The organism is Amycolatopsis sp. WAC 04197 (assembly GCF_003947475.1).
Lineage (GTDB): Bacteria > Actinomycetota > Actinomycetes > Mycobacteriales > Pseudonocardiaceae > Amycolatopsis > Amycolatopsis japonica.
Map to the genome: position 1 here is coordinate 625,660 of NZ_QHJK01000003.1, position 24,510 is coordinate 650,169.

Here is a 24,510-nt window from a genome sequence, read left to right on the forward strand (position 1 = left end):
GGAGCCCCAACCGGTTTTTCAGGCGGGGGCGCCGACTTCGTAGCGGCCGTCTTCACCGGTGACGGTGATCGTGACGGTCTTGCCCTCGCCGCCGACCTGCACGGTGCAGGTGAACGTGCTGCCGTCCTCGACCTTCTGGTTCGACGGGCAGAGCACGTCGCCGACCTCTCGCACCTGATAGGTCTCGGTGAGGATCTTCCGCACGTCCGCCTGCATCGTCCTCGGGTCGAAGACCCTGCCCGGAGCGTTGGAGGACGAACCGCCGGAGGTCGCGGGCGCGCTCGACGAAGCTCTCGACGTCGGCGGTACCGTGACGGTCTTCGTCGCCGGCGCGGGCGCCGGGGTGTCCGAACACGCCACCAGCACCGCGAAAGCGGCACCACACAGACCGACCGTCGCGACGGCTCGCCTGCTCAAGCTTCTGCACCCCCACCGGTGTGATCATCCAACGTCAGAAGAAGGTACCGCACCAGGGGTTCACCCGCGTGCCGAACAGCTGGTCCGCTCGCTCCAGTGCGGTCTCCCCGGTCGCGCGGACGCGTCCGGCGAACGCGAGATCCGAGGGACGCCAGCCGCCGAGGTAGACCATCGACAGGGTGTCGGCGTGCAGTTCGAGATCCGCTGGATCGGTGGTCCGGGCGGCGCCGTCCTCGGAGAGGCGATAGCGGCCGGAGTTGTGCTCCAGGAAGGGATCGGTGACCTCGACGACGACCGGCTCGCCCCGGTACGTGCGGGCGCCGAGCATCGTCTCGACGTCGACCAGCCGGAACCAGCCCTCGTCCTGGACCTTGTTCACCGCCACGTCACGCGGGTCCGTGAACAGCAGCTCGACCGGTTCGTCGAGCGGCCGCTTTTCGGCGGTGATGCGGTCGACCAGGTCCACAGAGAGCAGGTAGCGCCACAGCCCGGCGAACGCGTCCGAGTTCGCGTAATGGAAGGAATGGATCTTCAGCCGTGCCGGGTCGCCGAAGTGGGCTCGCTCGACGGTGTAGGTGACGAATCCGTCGGCGCCGTCCGCGCCGGTGTGCACCGCCGTCGTGACCGGCGTTGTCGCCCGCCGCACTTCGCGTTCGTAGCCCGGCCACAGATGCGGGCTGCGCGCGATCATGCCGGGCCGGGTGCGCGGGAGCGCGTCGAAGAGCGAAGGCCATTGCTCGATGGTGCTCTCGAGATCAAGGAGGGAGATCTGCCCACCGGCGGGCACTTCGGGACGGAACCGCGCGCGGCGCTTGTCGATCTCGATCGACTTGGCACGCACCGCGACGCCGTACCCGAACCTGCCGTAGATGGCGCCCTCGGACGCGTGCAGCATCGCCGCGGGAATCCCCCGGGCGGCGAAATCCTCGAACTGGGCACGCATCAGCGCGGTCAGCACGCCACGACGGATGCGATCGGCGCGGACGCCGACCAGGCTGACCGCGGCGAGCGGCGTGGTGCCGCCACCGGGCAGCGTCACCTCCGAGTCGAAGGACCGGAGGGTGCCGATCAGCTCCGAGTCGAACGCACCGAACCCGCGATCCGGCTGCATCGACGGGGCGATGGCCGACCATTCCTCGTCGGTCATCTCCTTGACGTGCAAGGCCCGCCTGAACAGATCCGTCGCGGCCCGTTCCTCGTCGGACCGCAACGGCCGCACTGAAAAGTCGCTCATGACACGATCATGCAGGATCGACCGTGCCCGGCGCCCGCGGTTTACTTGGTGGTGGCGGGTGGCGAGACCTCGTAGTTGCCGGTGTCACCCTTCACGGTGATCGGCACCTCCTGCGGCTTGCCCTCGATCGTGGCGGTGCAGGTGAACTTCACCCCGTCCTTGACCTCCTGTCCGGAGGGGCAGGTGACCGCGCTGATCTCCTTGATCCCGTAGGTCTCGGTGAGCAGCTTCTGCACGTCGGTCTGCATCTGGGTGTTGTTGAAGACCTGGGTGTTGAACCAGCCCGGCGTGACGAACCCGAGGATGCCGACCGCGGCGATGATCACCACGAGCGCGCCGATGCCGATGAAGAGGCCCTTCTTGGACTTCGGCTTGTCCTGCGTCTCGCCCTGGGTGCCCGGGAACTGGCTCTGGCCGTAGTCGTACTGGCCGGGCTGCTGCTGCCCGTACTGGGGCTGCTGCTGCGGGCCGCTCTGCGGGTAGCCCGGCTGCTGCTGGGGCCCGCTCTGCGGATATCCCGGCTGCTGGCCGTATTGCGGTTGCTGGCCCCACTGCGGCTGCTGTTGCTGCGTCTGGGAGGGATCCTGCTGCGGATACCCGGGCTGCTGCTGGGACGGGTCGTACGGCGCGGGCTGCTGACCCCACTGCGGCTGTTGCTGCTGGGTCTGCGACGGGTCGTACTGCGGCTGCTGGCCCCACTGCGGTTGCTGCTGCGGGCCACTTGGCGGTTGAGCGCCGCCCGGCTGTTGGCCGTAGCCCGGCTGCTGCCCCCACTGGGGCTGCTGCTGCGGGTCGTTGCCGCCATACGGCGTGCTCATCGTTCGCCTCCGCCTTTTCCGCCATCGTCACCGGCCGACCTGCATGGCCGTCGTGGGCGATCCAACCACAGGTCGGCGCCCCTGCCCACTGTTCCCGGCCGGTGTCGGGTCAACTCCCCGCGACCGTGCTCACACCGGAGGCGCGTCCGTTCCGCCGGTCAGCCCAACGCCGCACTCACGTGATCGAAGCCGGAACTCGCGTGATCAGAGGCGGAACACCGCGAGTGCGGCCTCCGATCACGCGAGTCACGTCCCTGATCACGCGAGTCACGCCTCCGGTCACGCGCCGCCGGCCGCCACGACTCCGCGGCGCAACGCCTTCACCGCGTCCGAAGCCGCCGCCCCGACCGGATCCGCCTTGCCGAGGACGTCGCGGATCTGGTCGAGCAGGTCGATGACCTGCCGCGACCACCGCACGAAGTCACCGGCCGAGAGCTCCTGGCCGTTCGCTTCGGCGGCGGTGAGCACCTTCTCCAGCGATTCGCCGCGCGCCCATCGGTAGACGGGCCAGGCGAAACCGGCGTCGGGCTCGCGCGTGCGGTCCAGCTTGTGCCGCCGCTCGTCTTCGGTGAGCTCCATCCACAGGCGCGTGGTCGCCTGCCAGGCGTCGACCACCTTGCCCGCGGGCAGACGCGGCTCCCCCGCGGTGTCCCGGCGCGCCTCGAAGACCAGCGTCGAGACGACGGCCGCGAGTTCGGCGGGGGCCAGGCCCTTCCAGACGTCGTGCCGGATGCATTCGGCGGCGAGCAGATCCGACTCGCTGTAGAGCCGGGTGAGCCGCTTGCCGTGTTCGGTGACCCGGTCCTCGCCGTCGCCCTTCGACGCCGGGCCGAGGTAGCCGCGCTCGCCGAGCAGCCGCAGGATGCGATCGAAGGCGCGCGCCAGCGAGTGCGTGGTCGCGGCGACCTTGCGTTCCAGTTGCTCCGTCTCGGCTGTGAGCCGCTGGTACCGCTCGACCCAGCGCAGGTTCGCCTCGCGTTCGGCCAGACCGTGGCATGGATGCGCGCGCAGCGCCCGCCGCAGCGCGGCCAGCTCACCGTCCTCATTGGCTCCGGCGCGGCGCTTTTGCCTGCCGGGCAAGGAGATTCCCGCGTTGCGCAGACTGGAGGCGATGTCGCGCCTTGTCTTGGGCGAGCGGAGCTCGATGTGCTTCGGCAGCTTGATGTTCCCCAGCGCCTCGACCGGCGACGGGAAGTCCGAGACCGACAGTGGTCCGGACCAGCGGTCCTCGGTGACCACGACGGGCCGCGGTTCGCGGATCGGGTCGAGCCCCGGATCGACGACGACCGCGAGCCCGGCGCGCCGTCCCGCCGGCACGGCGATGACATCGCCCTTGCGGAGCTTCTCCAGCGACTCGGCGGTGCCCGCCCGGCGAGCGGAGGTGTTCTGCCGTGAGAGCGCCTTCTCCCGCGCCGAGATCTTCGCCCGCAGCTCGACGTACTCCAGCATCTCGTCGAAATCGCCGGTGATGGCGGAGGTGTAGCCCCGCAGGGCCTCCTTGTTCCGCTCGATCCGCCGCGCCGTCCCGACCACCGACCGGTCGGCCTGGAACTGCGCGAACGACTGTTCCAGCAGGTCACGGGCCGCATCGGCGCCGACCTGGGCGACCAGGTTCACCGCCATGTTGTACCCGGGCCGGAACGACGACCGCAGCGGATACGTCCTGGTCGAGGCCAGGCCGCCGACCTGCTTCGGGTCGATCCCCGGCTGCCAGACGACGACCGCGTGGCCTTCGACGTCGATCCCGCGCCGCCCGGCCCGCCCGGTGAGCTGGGTGTACTCCCCCGGTGTCAGGTCGACGTGCGCCTCGCCGTTGTACTTGACCAGCCGTTCCAGCACCACGGTGCGCGCGGGCATGTTGATGCCGAGCGCGAGCGTCTCGGTGGCGAAGACGACCTTCACCAGCCCTTGGACGAACAGCTCCTCGACGGTTTCCTTGAACGCCGGGAGCAGCCCGGCGTGGTGCCCGGCGATACCGCGTTCGAGCGCCTCGCGCCATTCCCAGTAGCCGAGGACGCCGAGGTCGCCTTCGGGCAGGTCCTTGGTGCGCTCGGCGACGATCCGGCGGACCTTCTCGACCTCTTCGGGGCCGTTGAGCCGCAGGCCGGACCGCACGCACTGACCGACGGCGGCGTCGCAGCCGGCGCGGGAGAAGATGAACACGATGGCGGGGAGCAGACCGGCGTTGTCCAGCCGCTCGACCGTGTCCGTGCGGGACGTCGGCCGGAACCGCGGCATCCGCGACGGCGCGCCTCGCCGCCCGCGTGGTCCGCGCAACCCGGCCGGGGCGAACCGTCCGCCGATCTCCTCGGTGCGGCGCAGCAGGCCGGGGTTGATCCGCAGTTCGGCGCCGGGCGCGTGTTCCTCCTGACCGGCGAACAGGTCCAGCAGCCGGTTGCCGACCAGCATGTGCTGCCACAGCGGCACGGGGCGGTGCTCGTCGACGACGACGGTGGTGTCGCCGCGGACCTCGACGAGCCATTCGCCGAACTCCTCGGCGTTGCTCACCGTGGCCGACAGGCCGACGACGCGGACGTGCTCGGGCAGGTGGAGGATGACCTCTTCCCAGACGGCGCCTCTGAACCGGTCGGCGAGGTAGTGGACCTCGTCCATCACCACGTACGCGAGCTCGCCGATGGTCGAAGACCCGGCGTACAGCATGTTGCGCAGGACCTCGGTGGTCATGACCACGACCTGTGCGTTGCCGTTGATCGACGTGTCACCGGTCAGCAGCCCGACCGCGTCGGCCCCGTAACGGCCGACGAGGTCGGCGTACTTCTGGTTCGACAACGCCTTGATGGGTGTCGTGTAGAAGCATTTGCGCCCCTCGGCGAGGGCGAGGTGCACCGCGAACTCGCCGACCACGGTCTTCCCGGCTCCGGTGGGCGCGCAGACGAGCACGCCGTGACCGTCTTCGAGCGCCTCACAGCCGCGGACCTGGAAGTCGTCGAACTCGAACGACGATTCGGCCGCGAAGCGGGTCAGCTGGGGATATCGAGCGCGGCGCTGGGAGGCCGCGTAGGCCTCGGCCGGGGTCTGAGAAGGGCTATTGACCACTTCGTCAGGGTTCCATACCCCACCGACAGTTCGCACTCGGTGTGACGATCTCGGGAACGGCCGCCACGCCTGTGTCATCCAAGGGGCGGATTCGTGATCGAGAGGGGACGCCATGGAGATCGCTTGCCCGCAGTGCGCGCAGGTCGACCAGGTGCAGAGCGTGCCGGCGGTGTTCCAGAGCGGGCAGACGACCTACCGCGTGCAAGGCGGTATGACGGCCATTCCCGCCGGTGACGGCGTGGTCTACACCGCAACGACGCACACGGGTGTGTCGGTGACCGCGACCGCGGCCTCGCTCAACCCGTATCCGGTGCTTCGTGGCGGCGGGTGCTTCCTGTCGCTCGCTTTGGTGCTGCTGATCCCCGCGTTCGTGTTCCTCGCCTTCGCCGACGACGTGCTGGACGAGAACGTCGCGCCGACCACCGACGGCAGGGTCGCGCAGATCATCGGAGCGTCGATCTTCCCCTTCGGCGGCTTCGCGCTGGTCGCTCTGTTCGCCGTGCTGTTCGTGCTCCGGCTACGACGCAACGCGCGGATCCGGCGAGGTATCCCGGACGCGCTGGAGTATTGGCGACAGGCGTGGTTCTGCCATCGCTGCGGCGGCGTGTTCTTCCCGCGCGGCGACCTGATGTCGCCCGCGGCGTTCCGCGGGCAGGTGTGGCGGGCGGGTGACTACGCCGGGCTCACCCGACGACAGTGAGCGCTCCGGGCACGCAGGTGACGTCGATCGGCAGCCCGCCCAGCGGCTCACCGTCGGCGTAGACGGGCAGGTCGCTGCCGGCCAAGTGGATCTGGGCGGCCTTGAGGGTCCGGACCGCCGGATGCGCGATGTGCCCGCCGGAGCGGACACCGGGCAGCATGCGGAGCAGGTCGCGCCGGGTCGCGTTGCCCACGACGGTGACGTCGAACAGCCCGTCCTCCGGATCGGCTCCGGGACAGATCCGCATGCCGCCGCCGTAGAACGGGGTGTTGCCGACGGCGATCATGGTGGCGTCGAGTTCAAGGGTCTCGACGTCCGTGCGGAGCACCACCGGCCGAGGCCGGAACGCGGCGAGTTCGGCCAGGATCGCGACGTCGTAGCGGCGCGGGCCGCGCGGCCAGGTCAGCCGGTTGGCGCGTTCGGTGACCAGTGCGTCGAAGCCGGAGCACAGCACGGTGGCGAACCATTCGCCACCGGCCCGCCCGAGATCGACTCGTCGCCGTTTCCCCGCCGCGATCCGCCTGGCGACGAGATCGGCGGCGGCGTGCGGCCGTTCGGGGATGTCCAGCGCCCTGGCGAAGTCGTTGCCGGTGCCCGCGGGGACGAGCCCGAGCGCGACACCGGATTCGGCGCAGAACTGAACGCCCTGGTGTGCCGCACCGTCACCGCCGAGCACGACGAGGACGTCCAGCCCGGCCGCACGCGAGTCGGTCATCAGCGCGCGGGATTCTTCGACCGTGTGCGCGACGAGGACGTCGAGCCGGTCGACGACGGGCCGCAGCCGCGCCGCGACCGACTCCATCAGCCGTTCCGCGGCCCCGTTACCCGAGGCGGGGTGAACGGCCAGCGCCGCGTGCATCCCCGGCTCAGGTGACGTCGTCGGTGCTGGTGCGCTTGCCGTTCGTGGCGGCCGACGGCTCCTCGTCGATCGTGCTCGGCGTGTAGTCGAACGGCGCGGCTTCGTCGTCGGCGAGCTGGTCCCAGCCCTCGGTGCCGCGTTCCTTGTCGAGCTTGCGGTCGTGGAAGCGCGCGATCTGGATGGACAGCTCCAGGAGCACCACCAGCGCGCCCGCCAGGGCGAGCATCGAGAACGGGTCCGAACCAGGTGTCGCGAAGGCGGCGAAGACGAACACGACCATGATCAGGCCGCGGCGCCACTTCTTGAGCGTCTGGTACTTCAGGACACCGACGCGGTTCAGCATCACCACGAGCAGTGGGAGTTCGAAACTGACGCCGAAGATCACCAGCAGCGACAGGATGAACGAAACGTACTTGTCCGCAGTGAGCGCGGTGATGAACTGGTCGCCACCGAAGTTCATCAGCAGTTCGAGAGCGTGCGGGACGAGGAGGTACGCCAGCACGGCGCCCGCGGCGAAGAGTGCCGAAGCGAACGCGACGAAGGTGAGCGCGTACTTGCGCTCCTTCGAGTAGAGGCCGGGCGCGATGAACGCCCAGATTTGATAGAGCCACACCGGCGAAAGCAGGACCGCGCCACCCGCGAGACCGACCTTCAACTGCGTCATGAACGCTTCGAAGGGCACGGTCTGCAGAAGCTTACACTCGCCTTCGCTCCCGCCGAACCGACGGTCCGCGGGAATGGCGCAGTACGGATCGACCAGCAATTTGCCCAGCGAGGGGACAGGGCCCAGCGTCGTCTGGAACCAGATGAAACCGAAGATCCCGCCGACGACGAGAGCGAGCAGTGCGAAGCCCAGACGGCGCCGGAACTCGTAGATGTGCTCGATGAGCGTCATCGTGCCGTCGGGGTTGCTCCGACGGCTGCGCTTGCGCCGCTTCGAACCGCGGCGCTCCTCACCGGAGGCGGAATCCGCCACTGGACAGTCCGTTCTCGTCAGGGTCCACCATGAGCGCGCCGGTACTTCGGCGCGCTCATCCGCGAACAGGCTCCGCTTGGCTAACTAAAGACCGCTCAGCTGGCGTTCTTCTGCGCCTGCTCGGCCGGAGCGGGCGTGGCGGCCTGCTGCTTCTTGAGCTCGTCGAGCTGACGCTGGAGGTCGGCGACCTGCTTGTCCTGCGCGCTCGCGGCGGGCGCGGGCGTGGTGGCCTGCGGCAGCTGCTTGGTCTCGACCTCTTCGGTCTCGGCGGCCTTGTCCTTGTCCCCGGCCATGTCCTTGGTCTCGGCCTTGAAGATCTTCATGGACTTGCCGATGGACCGCGCGGCGTCCGGAAGCCTCTTGGCGCCGAACAGCAGAACAACGACGAGCACCAGGATGATGATGTGCCACGGCTGCAGCGCGTTCATCGTTTGCGGCCTCCTTCTCGAGTCTCTCGTGTGTGATGTTACCGGTCTTCGAGCCCACGTCGTTGCGCGATCGCCACGCGGAGCGCGGCCGACCTGGCACGAAGGAGCCCTGTCCGTTTTCGGGTGTTCGTAGCCACCATGCTCACCGTATGGGTGAGCACGCGCAAGACTCTGCGTAATTTGATTAGCAAAACGAAGAGCAGGATCAGCCCGGCGACGGCGAGCGCGACGCTCGGCAGGTACGACACGGCGTCACCCTACTGCTCGTAGGTTGACGTTAGGTGACGAGCCCGGGCCAGTGCGTCGGCCGCTCGCTGACGAACTGCCTCGCCCAGCGCGGCCGGGCTCTCGACCTGCGCGTCCCCGCCGAGACCGAGGATCAGCCGGACCATCCACGACTCGTCGGCATAGCGCATCCGGATGCGCAGCCGCCCGCCGTCGAGCTCGTCGAGCTCCTCGCAGGGGTAGTACTCGGCTACCCAGCGTGTGTCGGGATCGAGGACGAGGACGGCTTCCTGCTGATCGGGACGCGGCCGGAAAACACCATCGGAAATGTCAGTGGGCCGGGCGTGCGCCGGCGGGACGGCGGGTTCGTCGAGCACGGTCAGTTCGTCGATGCGGTCGAGCCGGAACAACCGGACGCCCTCGGCGCGACGGCACCACGCTTCGAGGTAGCCGACCGCCTGGACGATGAGCAACCGCATGGGATCGACGGTCCGTTCGGTGATCTCGTCCTTCGACGCGGTGTAGTAGCGGATCCGCAGCGCACGTTTGGCGGTGAGGGCGGCCCGGACGGCTTCACGCGTCCCGGCCGTCTTCTTGCCCTCGCGCACTCCCCCGCCGACGACGATCCCCGACGGCTGCGCCTGCCCCGCGGCGGCCTCGATCTTCGCGATGGCGCGGCGAACGGCGTCGGCGTCGACCACTCCGGGCGTCTCGGCCAACGCCCGCAGCGCGACGAGCATGGCCGTCGCCTCGCCGCCGGTGAGCCGCAGCGGGCGGTTCATGCCGGCGTCGTGCGTGACGACGATCGTGTCGCCCTCGAAGGAGAGGTCGATCAGGTCGCCGGGCCCGTAACCGGGCAACCCGCACATCCACAGCAGCTCGAGATCCTTGCGCAGCTGCTTGGGCGTGACGTCGAAGTCGTGGGCGGCGTCGTCGATCTTGATGCCGGGCCGGGCGAGGAGATAAGGCACGAGCGCGAGCAGGCGCGGCATCCGTCCGGTGGTGCTCATCGGGCACCGCCCGCGTGCGCGATGGCTTCGAGACGGCTGAAGACCGACTTCGCGAGCACCTCGGGTTCGAGGACGAGGACGTCCGGGCCGTGGGCGGTGAGCCAGTCCGCGGCGGATTCCGGGTAGTACAGCTCGATCTCCACGAGGTCGCCTTCTTCTCCCCCGGCGTCGCTACGGCCGACCACCCGGCCGCGGCGGCGGACCCCGGCGGCCCGGCCGTCGGCGACCCAGACACTGGCGATGGTCGGCGCGGACGGGTCCTCGCCGCTGCTGGCGGAGACCATCTTCAGCAGGTTGACCCCTTCCGGGCGTTCGACGACGCCGGTTTCCCCGAAGGCGTCGACCTTCCCCGTCACGCGCGAGAGGCGGAAGCAGCGGGACGCGCCACGGTCCCTGTCATGCCCGACGACGTACCAGCGGCCCTTCCACGACACCACGCCCCACGGTTCGAGGGTGCGGATCTTGCGCTCGGCCGAACCACTGCGCCGGTACTCGAAACGCACCGCCTGTCCGGCTTGGACGGCGGCCAGCAGCGGGCCGAACGCCGGCTCGGCCCGGACACGGGGCTCGACGACGGTCGGGGCATGGTCGTCGACCTCGACCCCGGCGGCGCGGAGTTTCACCAGTGCCCCTTGGGCTTCACCGGTCAGTTCCGGGGAATCCCACAGCCGGACGGCGAGCCCGACCGCGGTCGCTTCGTCGGGCGCGAGGTCGATCTCGCCGAGTTCGTAGTCGCGCCGCGCGATGCGGTAGCCGTCGATCGCGTCGAACGCCGAGTTGCGGCCCGTCTCCAGCGGGATGCCGAGCTCGCGCAGTTCGGTCTTGTCGCGCTCGAACATGCGGAAGTACGCCTCGTCGCTGGCCGCGTCGGCGTACCCGGGCACGATGCCCCGGATCCGCTCGGCGGTGAGGTACTGCCGGGTGGACAGGAGGGCCAGAACCAGGTTGACCAGACGTTCGGCGCGTGCGGTGGACACCCGGCTACCCTAGCCCGCGCCGTCCGACCCGATGGTGACAGCCGCCGATCGCGCGTCGTAACGATCCCTGGCGCTCTCCACCTCGTCGAACCGGGTCTCGGCCCAGTCCTTGATCCCGGCCAGCAGCTGCCGGAGACTCCGGCCGAGTTCGGTCAGTTCGTAGTCCACGCGCACCGGCACGCACGGAGTGACGGTGCGGGTCAGCAGACCGTCCCGCTCCAATGTCCGCAGGGTCTGCGTGAGCATCTTCTGGCTGACGCCGGCGATCCGGCGGGAGAGGTCGCTGTAGCGCTGGGGCCCGTCGCCGAGCGCCACGAGGACGAGACTGACCCATTTGCCCGAGACCTCGTCGAGCAGTTTCCGGGCGGGGCAGGCCGCGAGATAGGCGTCGTAAGCCCGTTTCTCCTCGTCCCGCCGTTCCTGTGCCGTGCGCGTGACCACGGTGCGCGTACCTCCGTGTGGGTTGGGCACCTCGAAGTGCGTACTTCCCGATGGAGAGTAACTCCCCATACGTTCGCCGGGAACGATCCCTGGAGGAGAACAATGCGTGCAGTGGTGGTCCGCCGGTTCGGCGGCCCGGAAGTCCTGGAATTCACCGAAGTCCCGGTGCCGTCACCGGGTCCCGGTCAAGTGCGGGTGAAGGTGGCCGCGGCCGCCGTCAACCCGGTCGACGCCGGGACCCGGACGGGTTTCCTGACCGAGGCGGGGATCGTCCCGCCGCGTGAGGTGCTCGGGATCGGGTGGGACGTGGCGGGGACGGTCGACGCCGTGGGTGACGACGTCACCGGATTCGCCGTCGGAGACAGTGTGATCGGCCTGCGGGACCGGCCGTCGGCGGCGCTCGGCACGTACGCCGAGTTCGTCGTCCTCGACGCGGACGCGCTAGCCGCCGCACCGCGGACGGCGTCCCCCGAGGAGGCCGCGACCCTGCCGTTGAACGGTCTCACCGCGGTCCAGGCGCTCGATCTTCTCGATCTCCCGCCGGGAGCGACGGTCCTGGTGACCGGCGCGGCGGGGGCCGTCGGCGGCTACGCGGTCACCTTGGCCAAGGCACGCGGCTTCCGGGTGGTCGCGGTCGCCGGTTCCGCCGACGAGGCACTGGTCCGCGGGTTCGGCGCGGAGGTTTTCGTGCCCCGCGGGGATTTCCTCGCCGATCGCGTGCGGGCGGTGATCCCCGGCGGTGTCGACGCCGCACTGGACACGGCCCTGCTCGGGCTCGAAGCCCTGGACGCCGTGGCGAGCCGTGGCCGGTTCGTGGTGTTCGCGGCCGGAGCGGCACCGATCCCCTTGCGTGGCATCGAGGTCGAGCATGTCTGGATCCGCGCCGACGGAACCGCACTCGCCGGGCTGGCGACCTTGGTCGACGACGGCACGCTCGCTCTGCGGGTCGCGGACACCCTGCCGTTGGGCGAGGCGGTGAAAGCCCACGAACTCCTGGCGGCCGGCGGGCTCCGCGGACGGCTGGTTCTCATAAGTTGACGCTTAATTAAGTCCACGGTTATCTTCGCGTCATGGACAACGACGTGACCCGGCTCGAACTCCGGCGTGAGTACCCGGACCCGATCGAAGACGTCTGGTCGGCGCTCACCGAACCCGCCCGGACGGCCCGCTGGATCGGCCCGTGGACGGGCGAGGCGGGGGTCGGCAACACGATCATGCTGACGATGACCGCGGAGGAGGGTTCCGAACCGGGACCGGCCGTCATCCGCGAATGCGATCCGCCGAAGCGGCTGGTGATGGATCTGGGCGTGACCGATCAGCCCGCGTGGCGGGTCGAGCTGACCTTGACCGAGCGCGGCGAAGGAACGGTGCTCGATTTCGTGCACCTGCTGCCCGAGACCGAGTGGGACACCTCGGACATCGTCAAGGGCTGGCATTTCTACCTCGACCGGCTGGGCGCTTCGCTCGTCGGCGAACCGGTGCCGGAGTGGGACACCTACACGCCGCCTAGTTTGGAGGCATGAACGATCGAGTACTGCTGATCACCGGCGCCTCCCGCGGGCTCGGCGAAGCCACCGCACGCCGGGCCGCGGCGGCCGGGTTCCGCCTCGCGTTGCTCGCCCGCAACCGCGAGGCACTGCTCCCGCTCGTCGCCGAATTCGGCGATGATCGCGCGCTGGCGCTCGCGGCCGACGTCACCGACTGGACTTCGCTGTCCGCCGCGGTCGAAACGGTGAAGGACACCTTCGGCAGGCTGGACGCGGTGTTCGCCAACGCGGGGCAGAGCGTCGTCGTCTCGTTCTTCGGCGACGGCGGCGCGGACCCGGAACAGTGGCGGGACATGGTGCTGACGAACGTCTACGGCACCGCCCTCACCGCGCGGGCGACCCTGCCGTCGCTCGCCGAGTCGAAGGGGCACCTCGTGCTCACCGGCTCGGTCGCCGGGCGCTACCACCGGCCCGGCAACCTCTACTCGGCGACGAAATGGGCGGTGACCGGGCTCGCCGGCTCCATCCGCGAGGAGGCCGTCGGCACCGGCGTCCGGGTCACGGTCGTGCAGCCGGGCCTGGTCGACACCTCGATGATCCCCGAGGACTCGAAGTCCAAGCCGAAACTGGAGCCCGACGACGTCGCGAGGGCGGTGCTCTACGCGCTGGAGCAGCCGCCCTCGGTCGACGTCAACGAGATCGTGGTCCGCCCGACCGGCCAGCTCCGCTAGCGCGGCAACAGGGACTCGGCCAGCCGCCGCCAATGCGGCATGGCCGATTCGCCGGGTTCGACACCGATGACCTGGACGCCGACGTGGTCGGCGCCGGCGTCGAGATGTCCGTGCAGTTTCGCGACGATGGTGTCGAGGTCGCCCCAGAACACGAGGTCGTCGACGAGCCGGTCGCTGCCGCGGCCGCCGTCGATATCGGCCTCGGTGTAGCCGAGACGACGGAACTTGGCGACGTTGTACTCCGAAGTCAGGTAGTCGTGCAGGTGTTCACGGGCGATCTCGCGCGCCTTGCCCGGATCGGTTTCGAACAGCACGGCGTGCTCGACGCCGAGGAAGGCCTTCTCCCCCAGCACTTCCCTGGCTTGGGCGGTATGCGACACCGTCACGTGGTAGGTGTGCGCGCCCTCCGATCGGTCGCGGGCCAAGCCGAGCATCTTCGGTCCGTACGCCGCGAGCAGCCGCCGGATCGGCGCCTCGGGCAGCGGGTTCGCGCTGGTGACGGAGTCGAGTTCGTCGAGGTATTCGCTCATCGCGTCGAGCGGCCTGACGCCGGGCTGCGCGCCACCGAAGCCGAGCCCCAGGACATGCCTGCCCGGATACGCGTCGGCGAGCAGCAGTGCCGCGCCATGGGTCCAGCGCGCACCGCGGGAACCGATGCGCGCGATCCCGTTGACCACGGCCATCCGCTCGGTGGACGCGAGCAGGAATCCGGCATGGGTCAGCGCTTCGCGCCCGTCCCGTTCCGGGATCCAGATCGCGGGCCAGCCGAGTTCTTCCAGTTCCCGCACGGAATCCCGCAGCATGCTCGCGGGCTGATCCTCGAAGTCGAACGTCCAGATCCCGAAACGCCCCAGTTCCATCTCTCTCTCCTCAGGTCGAGTCCAACATATCGAAGTATCGCAGATTTTCGATATGTTATTCCCGGTGAGGTCAGATGGAGCGTCCCAGCAGGTCGACGAGCTGCGCGATCCGGCGCTCGTCGCGGCGGTAGTGCGTCCACTTCCCCACCCGCGTGGACTCGACGAGCCCGGCGCGCTGCAGCAACGCCATGTACGCGGACACCGTGGACTGCGCGAGCCCCAGCTTGGCCTGGAGATGACTGACGCAGACGCCGACCTCGTTCTGGTCGGCGATCGCCTTCTCCGGCGGGAAATGGCGGTCCGGCTCGCGCAGCCACCCGAGCACCTGGAGCCGGATCGGGTTGGCGAGCGCCTTCAGCACCTCGACCAGCTGCTCGGTGGTCTGCGGGACCGGTTCGGCTTGTGCGGTCATAGTCCTTCGAGCTTAGGCCGTCCCGAGGCGAGCGGCCCGTCCCTTCGCCCCACTCGCCCAACACGCACCGCGGGCGCAGTCGACGGAGTCCAGCGATCCGGTGTCGAACGACTTCCAGTGCCGCCCGCCGTCCGGGCTCACGTCGCTTCCTCCGGGGCCGACGGCGAGCACCGTGTTCCCCAGCCACGCCAGACCCGAGCGGTAGCCGACCGGCGCCTCGGACGGCGTCCGCCAGGTGCGGCCCTTGTCCGCGCTGAGCGCGACCGCCGGGCCGGGCGCGTTCGGCGCCGCGTAGTCGCCACCGATCGCCACGCCGTGCCGCGGATCCCGGAAGGTCACCGAAAAGACGCCCGCGGACGCGCCGCTGGGCAACGGGGTGTCGGCCGCCTCCCAGGTCGTCCCGCCGTCGCCGGAATGCAGGACCCGGGCGCGGGCACCGCCGCCGGTGGCGATCCACGCGTCACGCGGCCCCGACGTCGTGAGGCACTGACCGCTGGCGGCGAAGCCGAACTCGCCGTCGAGTGCGGGGACCATGCCCTCGGCGGGGACGGGCTTCCAGGTGCGGCCGCCGTCCGAAGTGGACTGCAACCGGAACTTGCCGTCCACCGGGTCGCTCATCGCGAGACCGCGCCGGTGGTCGAAGAACGCGAGACAGTCGTAGAAGGCGGCCGGCTCGCTGTTCTGGAAGGACAGTCGCCAGCTCGCGCCGCCGTCGTCCGTGCGGTAGATCCGGGACGCGTCGCCGGGCCCGATCGACAGGGCGACCGCGTGCTCGGCGTCGAAGGCCTCGATGTCGCGGAAGTCGAGCGCCTCGGTACCGGCCGGAGCGACCGGCTGCCAAGTGCGGCCGCGGTCGGTGGTGCGCAGGATGGTGCCTCTGCTGCCGCTGACCCACGCCGTCCGGGAATCCACCGCGGACAGCCCTCGAAGCTGGGCGTCCGTGCCCGTCGGGGTCTCCACCCACGCGGGATCCGGACACTCCGGCGCGGCGTGCGCGACGCCGGAGAACGCCAGCGGGACGACCGCTCCCAGCAGGACCAGCAACGCACGGCGCATCGGCGCACCTCTCCCTCGAAGATCCGTGAAGGCCACCTTAGAGCGCGCGGCGCCCTCCAAGATGGCCTTCACGGAGTAATTCAGAGCGAGGAGATGAGCCTCTCGACGCGTTCGTCCACCGAGCGGAACGGGTCCTTGCACAGCACGGTCCGCTGCGCCTGGTCGTTCAGCTTGAGGTGCACCCAGTCCACGGTGAAGTCGCGCCCGGCGGCCTGCGCGGCGGCGATGAAGTCACCGCGCAGCTTCGCCCGCGTGGTCTGCGGCGGGGTGTCCTTGGCCAGCTCGATCTCGCCGTCGTCGGTGACCCGCCGCACGAGCCCCTTCCGCTGCAGCAGGTCGAAGATGCCGCGGCCACGGCGGATGTCATGGTAGGCCAGGTCGAGCTGGGCGATCCGCGGGCTCGACAGATCGAGGTCGTGCTTGTTGCGGTAGCGCTCGACCAGCCGGTGCTTGATCGCCCAGTCGATCTCGGTGTCGATCTTGCTGAAGTCCTGCTGCTCGACCGCCTCCAGCGCCCGGCCCCACAGCTCGACGACGCGCTCGGACTGCGGCGACGAACCCGTCTCCTTGACGTGCTGGACGGCGCGGGCGTGGTACTCGCGCTGGATGTCCAGCGCCGACGCCTCGCGACCGCCGGCGAGCCGCACCTGGCGGCGGCCGGTGAGGTCGTGGCTGATCTCGCGGATGGCCCTTATCGGGTTGTCCAGCGTGAAGTCGCGGAACTGGACGCCGGCCTCGATCATCTCCAGTACCAGGTTCGCCGAGCCCGCCTTGAGCATCGTGGTCGGCTCGGCCATGTTCGAGTCGCCGACGATCACGTGCAGGCGCCGGTAGCGCTCCGCGTCGGCGTGCGGCTCGTCGCGGGTGTTGATGATCGGCCGCGAACGCGTGGTGGCGCTGGAGACGCCTTCCCAGATGTGTTCCGCTCGCTGGGACAGGCAGTACACGGCGCCACGCGGCGTCTGCAGCACCTTGCCCGCGCCGCAGATCAGCTGCCGGGTCACCAGGAACGGCAGCAGCACGTCGGCGATCCGCGAGAACTCCCCGGCACGGGTCACCAGGTAGTTCTCGTGGCACCCGTAGGAGTTGCCCGCCGAGTCGGTGTTGTTCTTGAACAGGAAGATGTCGCCGCCGATGCCCTCGTCCGCCAGCCGCCGCTCGGCGTCGACCAGGAGGTCCTCGAGGATGCGCTCACCGGCCTTGTCGTGCGTGACGAGCTGGACGAGGTCGTCGCATTCGGCCGTCGCGTACTCGGGGTGGGAGCCCACGTCGAGGTAGAGCCGCGAGCCGTTCGACAGGAAGACGTTCGACGAACGCCCCCAGGACACGACACGCCGAAACAGGTAACGCGCCACCTCGTCCGGGGAGAGCCTGCGCTGCCCGTGAAAGGTGCACGTGACCCCGTACTCGGTCTCGATGCCAAAGATCCGCCGCTGCATTCCACCAGAGTAGGCGGTGAGGACCCACTGACGGTGCGCCGTTCGGGCGGCGACACGCGGTCGGTACGTTGCATTCGGTGAAAGGTGTGCGGGAAGTCCCGATCGGGTATCACGCGCATGACGTCCCGGCCCGGAAGTGGGGAACCCGTGTTAAAGCAGCTCAAACGCCCTTTCCGCAAGGTCGGACGGACCGATCGGCGGTTGATGGCCCGCAGTGCGGCCCTGCCGAGGACCAGGGCCGACGACGTGATCACCTCACTCTCCAAAAGTGCGGACAAGTCCAAGCTCTGGTGGTGTGTCGCGATCGCCCTCGCGGCGAAGAAGGGCCCGACGCGCCGGGGCGCGCTCCGCGGCGTGGCCGCCATCGCCGGGGCGAGCGCGGCGGCGAACCTGATCGGCAAGCCGCTGTTCCCGCGCCGCCGTCCCGCCGCCGAGGAGGTGCCGATGCACCGGCGCCTCGTCCGGCGCCCGACGTCGTCGTCGTTCCCGTCCGGACACTCGGCGTCGGCGGCCGCCTTCGTCACGGCCGTCGCGATGGAATCGCCCAAGACGGGTGCCGCCCTCGTGCCGCTGGCCGCCGCGGTCGCCTACTCCCGGGTCCACACGGGCGTCCACTGGCCCAGTGACGTCGGGGTGGGGATCGGCATCGGCGTCGGCGCGGGCCTGCTGACGCGGCACTGGTGGCCGCTGAACGACGACGTCCCCGGCCGCACCGCGCACACCGCCGAGGCGCCGGAGATGCGCGACGGCGAGGACATGCTCGTCCTGGTCAACCCGCATTCGGGGATCGACGGCCAGGACCCGACCGAGGAAGCCCGTTTCGCCTGGCCCAAGGCCACCATCCTGTACCCGGACGCGAAACGGGACCTGCGCGATCAGCTCTGCGACGAGATCGCCGCCCGCGACAACACCGTGCGCGCGCTCGGTGTCGCCGGTGGCGACGGGACCGTCGCCGCGGTGGCCGCCGTCGCGGCCGACCACGATCTCCCGCTCGCGCTCATCCCGGCGGGCACCCTCAACCATTTCGCCCGCGACGTCGGCATGCGTTCGATGCCCGACGCGGACGCCGCGACCGAAGCGGGCAACGCCGTCGGAGTCGACCTCGGCGAGGTCGAGATCAACGACGACGATGACCACCGCTACTTCGTCAACACCGCCAGCCTCGGCGGCTACCCGGAGATGGTCCGCATCCGGGAAAAGCTGCAGAAGCGGCATCCGAAGTGGCCGTCCGCGGCGATCGCGCTCGCCCGTACCCTCCGGCGCGCGAAGCCGCTCGAAGTGACCCTCAACGGCAAGCACACCAGCATCTGGCTGCTGTTCGTCGGAAACGGCACCTACTCGCCGAAGGGTTTCGCGCCCTCACGTCGCCCAGCCCTCGACACCGGCCTGCTCGACGTGCGCTACCTGCGCGCCGACGTGCCGTACTCGCGGGCGCGGTTCATCCTCGCGACGATCACGAACAGCCTCAACGCCAGCCACGTCTACCAAGAACTCGACGTCCCGGAGCTGCACGTCCGGCTGCTCAACGGCAACCGCCGGGTCGCCACCGACGGCGAGGTCGGCCCGCTCGGGAACGACTTCCGCTTCCGGTCGCGGCCCAGCGCGCTCACCATCTACCGGCTCTAGTTACCCAACAGCGCGGTGCCGAGCGGCGTCAGCGCGTGCAGCACGGCGTTGCGGTCCCGTTCGGTGGTGATGAGCCCCGCGCGCCGCAACACGGCGGCGTGCTTACTGGCCGCCGACGGGGTCACGCCCAACCGGGCGGCCAGCTCCGACGTGCTGCAGCCGACCGCCAGGACCGCCAGCGTCGCCGCCCTCGTCGGGCCGAGCAGGTCGGCTAGGGCGGTGTCCGGCGATCTCCGCACGTCGCGGCCGTAGCCGGTCGACGGGGCCGCCTGCCGCACCGAGGGGTAAAGCAGCCGGACCGGTGATCGTCCCGCCGCCGGGACGATCACCGGGCACACCGCGAAGTACGTCGGCGAGATGATCAGCCCGCCGCCGTCCGTGCCGCAGGAACCGACGATCCCGTCGCCGACCTCCAGCACCGGCGAAGACCAGCGCACCAGCGGCCGCAGACTGGTGAGCATCGCGTCGGCGCCGTCGTGCAGGAGCAGTTGCGCCCGCATCCCCCGGTCCGCGTCCACCTGTGCCCGTGCCGGCTCCCAGCCCGGCGCCAGCGACAGTTCGAAGTAGTCCTGCATCGCCTGGACGAGCTTCGGCAGCCCGGCCGTGTCCCCGTCCGGCAATCCGGCCGCCCACGACGGCAGCTCCCGGTTCACCGGGAAATCCCGCAACGCCGATTTCAAGCACAGCGGCTCGGTGCGGGCGACTTCCGCGAGCCCCGCTTCCAAACCGCTTTCGTCCACGCCCGGCACGAGGAACGCGGGAATCGGCGCATACGGGCGGCACAACCACAACAGCACCGAAGCCGACTCCCCCAGGCCGAGCCGGACCCGATGCCGCCATCGGTTGAACAACGCCGAACCCGCGTCACGCCGCTGCAGGATCTGCAGACTCGAAACCAGCTCGGCCAAGGGATCGGCTTCGGGCGCGAGCCGAACGCGCGTCAGGTCCTGCAACGTCAGCTCGATGCGCACGGATGTCCTCGCCTTGCTCGAAGTTGTCGCCGTGTGATCGCGAGGCGGGCCATTCCGTTACATCGCTGAACAGCCTTATTGCCGCTATCGGAAATCTCCTCGACGGCCGTGGTTCAGACCTGAATGATGTTCGGAGAAGGCCCGCTTCTCGGGGGTTTACGCGGAGCCTTCCAACGAGGGGGATTCACCGGCTTGGCCTGCGGGCCGCGTTTCGTCGCGGCCTGTCGTCTTCCGCCGTTCCCCTTCGCTCACTGGGAGAAAACGCTTTCCACAAAGGGGAAAGAAAATGACGAAAATGAAGCGCCTGGCGGGAATCATCGCCGCCGCCGCGGGTGTCCTGACCCTGGTCACCGCTCCGGCCGCGACCGCGGCCCCGAAGCCCGCCGGCGACGGGTTCAACACGGTCACCGTCCACGGCATCAAGCTCATCCCGGTCAAGCGCACCTCGACCGGCGCGCGCACGCAGGCCGCGGGTGTCGCCGACGCGGACATGTACCTCATCCCGTCCGGGCTCAACCCGAACAAGTGCTGGGACGCCGACCTCAACACCATCAACCGCAACGGCACCAAGATGCAGCTCTGGGACTGCAACCTGAACGCGGACCACCAGGCGTTCTACATCACCGACAACCCCGAGGGCTACTCCCGCTTCCAGAACGTGGCCAGCGGCCGCTACCTGGACGCGGACCTCAACAGCATCAACAAGAACGGCACCATCGTCCAGCTCTGGGACTTCATCGCCGGTGCCAAGAACCAGTGGTGGGGCGGCACCGTCAACCCCGAGGGTTACGTCCGCTTCCAGAGCCCGGCCAGCGGCCGCTACCTGACCGCTGAAGGCAACTCGTCGACCAACGGCACGCGGCTCCAGCTGTGGAGCTTCATCGCCGGCGGCCGCAGCCAGTGGTGGGGCGACACCCCCGCCTGATCTCGGCTGATCGCTCCGTGAATGCCTCCTTCCCTACTCTCAAGGTAGGGAAGGAGGCCTTCACGGCGTTCCACTGTGTACAAACGTGGGGTGAGAACTCGAAGGGCCCCTTCCCAACGTGGGAAGGGGCCCTTCGCGTACAGAGGCTCAGTCCTTCTTGGACTCACCTTCGGGCTTGTCGCCGTCGGCGTCGTCCTTCTTCGGCTCTTCGGGCTCGGCGGGCAGCAGCGCCTCCAGTGCCGCACCGGCGACCCGGCGGAACTTGCGGCCACGCCGCTCCCGCTCCAGCACGGCGACCTCGAGCTTCACCGGGTCCGAATCGCCGTTCGCGGGCGTGGGAGTGTTGTCGCGCAACGCCTTCACCGCGACACCGAGCGCCGCGCCCAGCTCCATGTCCGGCTCGAAGCTCTCCTTCAGCTTCGTGGTGAGCGTGTCGGCCTGACCGCCCATCACGACGAACTTCGGCTCGTCGAAGATCGAACCGTCGTAGGTCAGCCGGTACAGCTGGTCCTCGGCGGCGGTGTCGCCGACCTCGGCGACACAGACCTCGACCTCGAACGGCTTCAGCTGCTCGGTGAAGATGCTGCCCAGCGTCGCGGCGTACGCGTTCGCCAGCGCACGCGCGCTGACGTCCCGCCGGTCGTACTGGTAGCCCTTCAGATCCGCGTGCCGGATACCGGCGACACGGAGGTTCTCGAACTCGCTGTAGCGGCCGACGGCCGCGAAACCGATCCGGTCGTAGATCTCCGACACCTTGTGCAACGTCGCCGAGGGGTTCTCGGCCACGAACAGCACGCCACCGCGGTACTTGAGCACGACCACGCTCCGGCCACGCGCGATGCCCTTGCGCGCGATCTCGGAACGCTCCCGCATCAACTGCTCGGGAGAGGCGTACAACGGCATCGTCACTGTGGTGCTCCGCTCTTTCGGGCTCTCATCGGGAAGGGGACAGGGAGAAGGGCTAGGCCGTGTCCTGCAAGTCTTGTTCGCGGTCTCCGCGCCCAGGTCGTCCCTGACGGCACGGGCGGGTGCGGCCGAGTACGACCCGGTACGAGGCCGCCCCGCCCGCACCGCCAGGAACCACCTGGATCACGAAGCCCATCGAACAGACTCACAGGACACGGCCTAGCGTCCGCGCTCGGCTCGTCCGGCCACGACCGCCTCGGCCACCGCGGTCGTCTGCTCGACCGGCAACGCCACCGCACCCTGCTCCGCGGTGACCGTCACGATCGTCGGGAAGATCCGGCGCACCAGATCCGGTCCGCCGGTCGCGCTGTCGTCGTCCGCCGCGTCGTACAGGGCCTCCACCGCCGTCCGGATCGCGCCTTCGGCGTCCGCGTCGGGGTCGTACAGCTTCTTCAGCGAGCCCTTGGCGAACAGCGAACCCGAACCGATGGCGTGGTAGCCGGCGTTCTCCTCGTAGCGCCCGCCCGTCGCGTCGTACGAGACGATGCGGCCCGCGTGCTTCGCGTCCTCGGCGTCGAGGTCGTATCCGACGAACAGCGGCAGCACGGCCAGCCCGGCCATCGCCATCTCGAGGTTGGACTTCACCAGCCCCGCGAGCTTGTTCGTCTTGCCGTCGAGCGAGAGCGAAACGCCCTCGATCTTCTCGTAGTGCGCCAGTTCGACCGCGTACAGCCGCACCATCTCGATCGCCAGCCCGGCCGAGCCCGCGATGCCCACCGCCGAGTACTCGTCGGTGACGTGGACCTTCTCCATGTCGCGTGAGGCGATCAGGTTGCCCGACGTCGCCCGCCGGTCACCGGCGATCAGCACCCCGCCCGCGAACTTGACCGCGACGATCGTCGTGCCGTGCGGCGCGTCCAGCCCGCCCGCGCCCGTCGCGACCCGCCGCTCCGGGAGCAGCTCGGGCGCCTGCGCCCGAAGGAAGTCCGAGAACGACGAGGTCGCCGACGAGAAGTACGCGGCGGGCAGCGCCGACTTACCCGAGGTGTGTTCCATACGTGCTCAAAGTTCCAATCTGTGTGATCCGCCGGCTCCGCACAGGCGGCCCCGGCCCGGGGCCGCCGGAAAACGAGCTACTCGCCGCCCTTTTGCACGTACGCGCGCACGAAGTCCTCGGCGTTCTCCTCGAGCACGTCGTCGATCTCGTCGAGGATCGTGTCGACGTCCTCACCGAGCTTCTCGCGCCGCTCCTGGCCCGCCGGACCGCCGCCCTCGAACTCTTCGTCCGAGTCGCCTCCGCCGTGCTTTTCGATCTTTTCCTGAGCCATCTCGCCTCCCGGTGTGGCCGATGTTTCCTAGCCTACCCAGCGGTCCCGACATTCCGTGGGATCCGTGATCGCTTAACCCCGATGAAAGGAAATCCCGCTAGTCCGAACCGGTGAGCGCCTCCACCAGCTCCTCGGCGGTCGCGGAGTCGTCCAGCAACTTCCCCACGTGGGCCTTCGTGCCCCGCAACGGCTCCAACGTCGGGATCCGCACCAGCGATTCCCTGCCGACGTCGAAGATGACCGAATCCCACGACGCCGCGGCGATGGAGTTGGCGTACTTCTCCAGCGTGCGGCCCCGGAAATAGGCCCTGGTGTCCGAAGGCGGGGTCGTGACCGCCTCCAGCACCTCCTCCTCGGTCACCAGGCGTTTCATCGAACCCCTGGTGACGAGCCTGTTGTACAGGCCCTTGTCCAACCGGACATCCGAGTACTGCAGGTCGACCAGCCGCAACCGCGGCGCGCCCCAGGCCAGCTGGTCCCGCGCGCGGTAGCCCTCGAGCAACCGCAGCTTCGCCGGCCAGTCCAGCCTGTCCGCGCATTCCTGGGGGTCCCGTGCCAGCGCGTCGAGGATCTCGCCCCAGACCCGCAGGACCTCCTTGGAGGCTTCGTCCGCGCCGGTGCGCTCCAGGTTCGCCGACGCGATCTCGTGGTAGGCGAACTGGAGGTCCAGCCCGGTGTACTTGCGCCCGTTGGCCAGCGACACCTTGGCCTTCAGCGTGGGGTCGTGGCTGATCTGGTGCACGGCCCGCACCGGCTCGTCCAGTTTCAGGTCGTCGAACCGGATACCCGCCTCGATCAGGTCCAGCACCAGCGCCGTCGTGCCGACCTTGAGATACGTCGAGTACTCGGCCAGGTTCGCGTCGCCGATGATGACGTGGAGACGGCGGTACTTGTCCGCGTCGGCGTGCGGCTCGTCGCGGGTGTTGATGATGCCGCGTTTGAGCGTCGTCTCCAGGCCGACTTCGACCTCGATGTAGTCGGACCGCTGCGAGAGCTGGAAGCCCGCTTCCTCGCTCTGCTGCCCGACGCCGACCCGGCCGGAACCCGTGATCACCTGACGGGAGACGAAGAACGGCGTCAGCCCCCCGATCACCGCGGTGAACGGGGTCGACCGCTGCATCAGGTAGTTCTCGTGCGTGCCGTAGCTCGCGCCCTTGCCGTCGACGTTGTTCTTGTACAGCTGCAACGGGGGCTGCCCGGGAACGGTGGCCGCCTTGCGCGCCGCCTCCTCCATGACCCGTTCGCCCGCCTTGTCCCAGATGACCGCGTCACGCGCGTTCGTCACCTCGGGCGCCGAGTACTCCGGGTGAGCGTGGTCGACGTACAACCGCGCCCCGTTGGTCAGGATCACGTTCGCCGCGCCGAGGTCCTCGACGTCCGGATCGTGCCCTGGGCCGCTCGGGCCGGTCAGGTCGAACCCGCGGGCGTCGCGCAGGGGTGATTCCACCTCGTAGTCCCAGCGTGCCCGCCTCGCCCGCGGGATGTCCGCCGCGGCCGCGTAGGCGAGCACGACCTGGGTCGAGGTGAGTACCGGGTTCGCCGTCGCGTCGCCCGGCACCGCGATGCCGTACTCGACTTCGGTTCCCATGATCCGCCGCATACCCACCACCCTACGGGGTCGGAGCCG

General features: G+C 69.5%; 26 protein-coding genes. 6 read left to right on the top strand and 20 right to left on the bottom strand.

All coding sequences use genetic code 11. The features are described 5' to 3' along the window. Window positions 1-18: 18 nt before the first annotated feature. The 4 genes from DMC64_RS15860 to DMC64_RS15875 all read right to left on the bottom strand — a co-directional run bounded on the left by DMC64_RS15860 (window position 19) and on the right by DMC64_RS15875 (window position 5,526). Complete coding sequence (locus DMC64_RS15860; protein ID WP_125734138.1) at window positions 19-417, bottom strand: DUF4333 domain-containing protein; 399 nt, start codon at window positions 415-417, stop codon at window positions 19-21. A gap of 34 nt (window positions 418-451) precedes the next feature. Continuing rightward, on the bottom strand, window positions 452-1,651 hold the full coding sequence (locus DMC64_RS15865; RefSeq protein WP_125734139.1) for a GNAT family N-acetyltransferase: 1,200 nt from the start codon (window positions 1,649-1,651) through the stop codon (window positions 452-454). A gap of 41 nt (window positions 1,652-1,692) precedes the next feature. Then, window positions 1,693-2,469 (bottom strand): DUF4333 domain-containing protein, encoded by a 777-nt coding sequence (locus DMC64_RS15870; protein WP_125734140.1) that lies wholly within the window; start codon window positions 2,467-2,469, stop codon window positions 1,693-1,695. 279 nt (window positions 2,470-2,748) lie between these two features. Then, window positions 2,749-5,526 (bottom strand): RNA helicase, encoded by a 2,778-nt coding sequence (locus tag DMC64_RS15875; RefSeq protein ID WP_125734141.1) that lies wholly within the window; start codon window positions 5,524-5,526, stop codon window positions 2,749-2,751. A 112-nt stretch (window positions 5,527-5,638) separates the two neighbouring features. Between DMC64_RS15875 and DMC64_RS15880 the strand changes: the two genes are divergently transcribed. Further along, complete coding sequence (locus tag DMC64_RS15880; protein WP_125734142.1) at window positions 5,639-6,226, top strand: hypothetical protein; 588 nt, start codon at window positions 5,639-5,641, stop codon at window positions 6,224-6,226. Here DMC64_RS15880 and DMC64_RS15885 read toward each other — a convergent pair. From DMC64_RS15885 to DMC64_RS15915, 7 genes are all read right to left on the bottom strand, one after another. Beyond that, complete coding sequence (locus tag DMC64_RS15885) at window positions 6,210-7,085, bottom strand: diacylglycerol kinase family protein (protein ID WP_125734143.1); 876 nt, start codon at window positions 7,083-7,085, stop codon at window positions 6,210-6,212. The two genes, DMC64_RS15880 and DMC64_RS15885, sit on opposite strands and share 17 nt — an antisense overlap. Window positions 7,086-7,092: 7 nt before the next feature. After that, window positions 7,093-8,061, bottom strand: a complete 969-nt coding sequence (gene tatC / locus DMC64_RS15890; RefSeq protein WP_125734144.1) for a twin-arginine translocase subunit TatC — start codon at window positions 8,059-8,061, stop codon at window positions 7,093-7,095. Window positions 8,062-8,156: 95 nt separating this feature from the next. After that, complete coding sequence (tatA, locus tag DMC64_RS15895; protein WP_037337552.1) at window positions 8,157-8,489, bottom strand: Sec-independent protein translocase subunit TatA; 333 nt, start codon at window positions 8,487-8,489, stop codon at window positions 8,157-8,159. 38 nt (window positions 8,490-8,527) lie between these two features. Continuing rightward, window positions 8,528-8,737: a bacteriophage holin gene (locus DMC64_RS15900; protein ID WP_125734145.1), complete on the bottom strand. Its 210-nt coding sequence runs from the start codon at window positions 8,735-8,737 to the stop codon at window positions 8,528-8,530. 9 nt (window positions 8,738-8,746) lie between these two features. Then, window positions 8,747-9,724 (bottom strand): YafY family protein, encoded by a 978-nt coding sequence (locus tag DMC64_RS15905; protein WP_125734146.1) that lies wholly within the window; start codon window positions 9,722-9,724, stop codon window positions 8,747-8,749. Beyond that, window positions 9,721-10,701 (bottom strand): YafY family protein, encoded by a 981-nt coding sequence (locus DMC64_RS15910; RefSeq protein ID WP_016334181.1) that lies wholly within the window; start codon window positions 10,699-10,701, stop codon window positions 9,721-9,723. The genes DMC64_RS15905 and DMC64_RS15910 overlap by 4 nt, the downstream gene beginning before the upstream one ends. A gap of 9 nt (window positions 10,702-10,710) precedes the next feature. After that, a complete protein-coding gene (locus DMC64_RS15915) occupies window positions 10,711-11,142 on the bottom strand; it encodes a helix-turn-helix domain-containing protein (protein ID WP_037337545.1) in 432 nt (143 codons plus the stop codon). Between the two features lie 102 nt (window positions 11,143-11,244). Between DMC64_RS15915 and DMC64_RS15920 the strand changes: the two genes are divergently transcribed. The 3 genes from DMC64_RS15920 to DMC64_RS15930 are packed head-to-tail and all read left to right on the top strand — an operon-like array spanning window position 11,245 to window position 13,360. Then, complete coding sequence (locus DMC64_RS15920) at window positions 11,245-12,180, top strand: NADP-dependent oxidoreductase (protein WP_125734147.1); 936 nt, start codon at window positions 11,245-11,247, stop codon at window positions 12,178-12,180. A gap of 32 nt (window positions 12,181-12,212) precedes the next feature. Further along, window positions 12,213-12,665 (top strand): SRPBCC family protein, encoded by a 453-nt coding sequence (locus DMC64_RS15925; RefSeq protein WP_125734148.1) that lies wholly within the window; start codon window positions 12,213-12,215, stop codon window positions 12,663-12,665. Continuing rightward, entirely contained in the window at window positions 12,662-13,360 is a 699-nt protein-coding gene (locus DMC64_RS15930) for an SDR family oxidoreductase (RefSeq protein ID WP_125734149.1), read from the top strand. Before DMC64_RS15925 ends, DMC64_RS15930 begins: the two co-directional genes overlap by 4 nt. Here the strand turns inward: DMC64_RS15930 and DMC64_RS15935 are convergent. The 4 genes from DMC64_RS15935 to pafA all read right to left on the bottom strand — a co-directional run bounded on the left by DMC64_RS15935 (window position 13,357) and on the right by pafA (window position 17,127). Then, window positions 13,357-14,220 carry a TIGR03620 family F420-dependent LLM class oxidoreductase gene (locus tag DMC64_RS15935; RefSeq protein WP_125734150.1) on the bottom strand — a complete coding sequence of 288 codons (864 nt, stop codon included), beginning with the start codon at window positions 14,218-14,220 and terminating at the stop codon, window positions 13,357-13,359. The genes DMC64_RS15930 and DMC64_RS15935 overlap by 4 nt on opposite strands. Before the next feature lie 70 nt (window positions 14,221-14,290). After that, complete coding sequence (locus tag DMC64_RS15940; RefSeq protein WP_037337530.1) at window positions 14,291-14,632, bottom strand: helix-turn-helix transcriptional regulator; 342 nt, start codon at window positions 14,630-14,632, stop codon at window positions 14,291-14,293. A 12-nt stretch (window positions 14,633-14,644) separates the two neighbouring features. After that, on the bottom strand, window positions 14,645-15,688 hold the full coding sequence (locus DMC64_RS15945; RefSeq protein ID WP_125734151.1) for an oxidoreductase: 1,044 nt from the start codon (window positions 15,686-15,688) through the stop codon (window positions 14,645-14,647). 80 nt (window positions 15,689-15,768) lie between these two features. After that, on the bottom strand, window positions 15,769-17,127 hold the full coding sequence (gene pafA, locus DMC64_RS15950) for a Pup--protein ligase (protein ID WP_037337524.1): 1,359 nt from the start codon (window positions 17,125-17,127) through the stop codon (window positions 15,769-15,771). Window positions 17,128-17,274: 147 nt separating this feature from the next. On the opposite strand from pafA, the gene DMC64_RS15955 reads away from it, so the two are divergent. Then, window positions 17,275-18,753 (top strand): bifunctional phosphatase PAP2/diacylglycerol kinase family protein, encoded by a 1,479-nt coding sequence (locus DMC64_RS15955; RefSeq protein ID WP_125734152.1) that lies wholly within the window; start codon window positions 17,275-17,277, stop codon window positions 18,751-18,753. Here DMC64_RS15955 and DMC64_RS15960 read toward each other — a convergent pair. Then, window positions 18,750-19,724 carry a helix-turn-helix transcriptional regulator gene (locus tag DMC64_RS15960; protein ID WP_125734153.1) on the bottom strand — a complete coding sequence of 325 codons (975 nt, stop codon included), beginning with the start codon at window positions 19,722-19,724 and terminating at the stop codon, window positions 18,750-18,752. The two genes, DMC64_RS15955 and DMC64_RS15960, sit on opposite strands and share 4 nt — an antisense overlap. Window positions 19,725-20,010: 286 nt before the next feature. Here DMC64_RS15960 and DMC64_RS15965 point away from each other — a divergent pair, with 286 nt between their 5' ends. After that, complete coding sequence (locus DMC64_RS15965; RefSeq protein ID WP_125734154.1) at window positions 20,011-20,649, top strand: RICIN domain-containing protein; 639 nt, start codon at window positions 20,011-20,013, stop codon at window positions 20,647-20,649. Between the two features lie 147 nt (window positions 20,650-20,796). Here DMC64_RS15965 and prcA read toward each other — a convergent pair whose 3' ends face one another. The 4 genes from prcA to dop all read right to left on the bottom strand — a co-directional run bounded on the left by prcA (window position 20,797) and on the right by dop (window position 24,483). Beyond that, window positions 20,797-21,558, bottom strand: a complete 762-nt coding sequence (gene prcA, locus DMC64_RS15970) for a proteasome subunit alpha (RefSeq protein WP_125734155.1) — start codon at window positions 21,556-21,558, stop codon at window positions 20,797-20,799. Window positions 21,559-21,774: 216 nt separating this feature from the next. Beyond that, complete coding sequence (gene prcB, locus DMC64_RS15975; RefSeq protein WP_038513874.1) at window positions 21,775-22,611, bottom strand: proteasome subunit beta; 837 nt, start codon at window positions 22,609-22,611, stop codon at window positions 21,775-21,777. A 77-nt stretch (window positions 22,612-22,688) separates the two neighbouring features. After that, window positions 22,689-22,883: a ubiquitin-like protein Pup gene (locus DMC64_RS15980; RefSeq protein WP_005150863.1), complete on the bottom strand. Its 195-nt coding sequence runs from the start codon at window positions 22,881-22,883 to the stop codon at window positions 22,689-22,691. Between the two features lie 97 nt (window positions 22,884-22,980). Beyond that, entirely contained in the window at window positions 22,981-24,483 is a 1,503-nt protein-coding gene (gene dop / locus DMC64_RS15985) for a depupylase/deamidase Dop (RefSeq protein WP_016334163.1), read from the bottom strand. Window positions 24,484-24,510 lie beyond the last annotated feature (27 nt).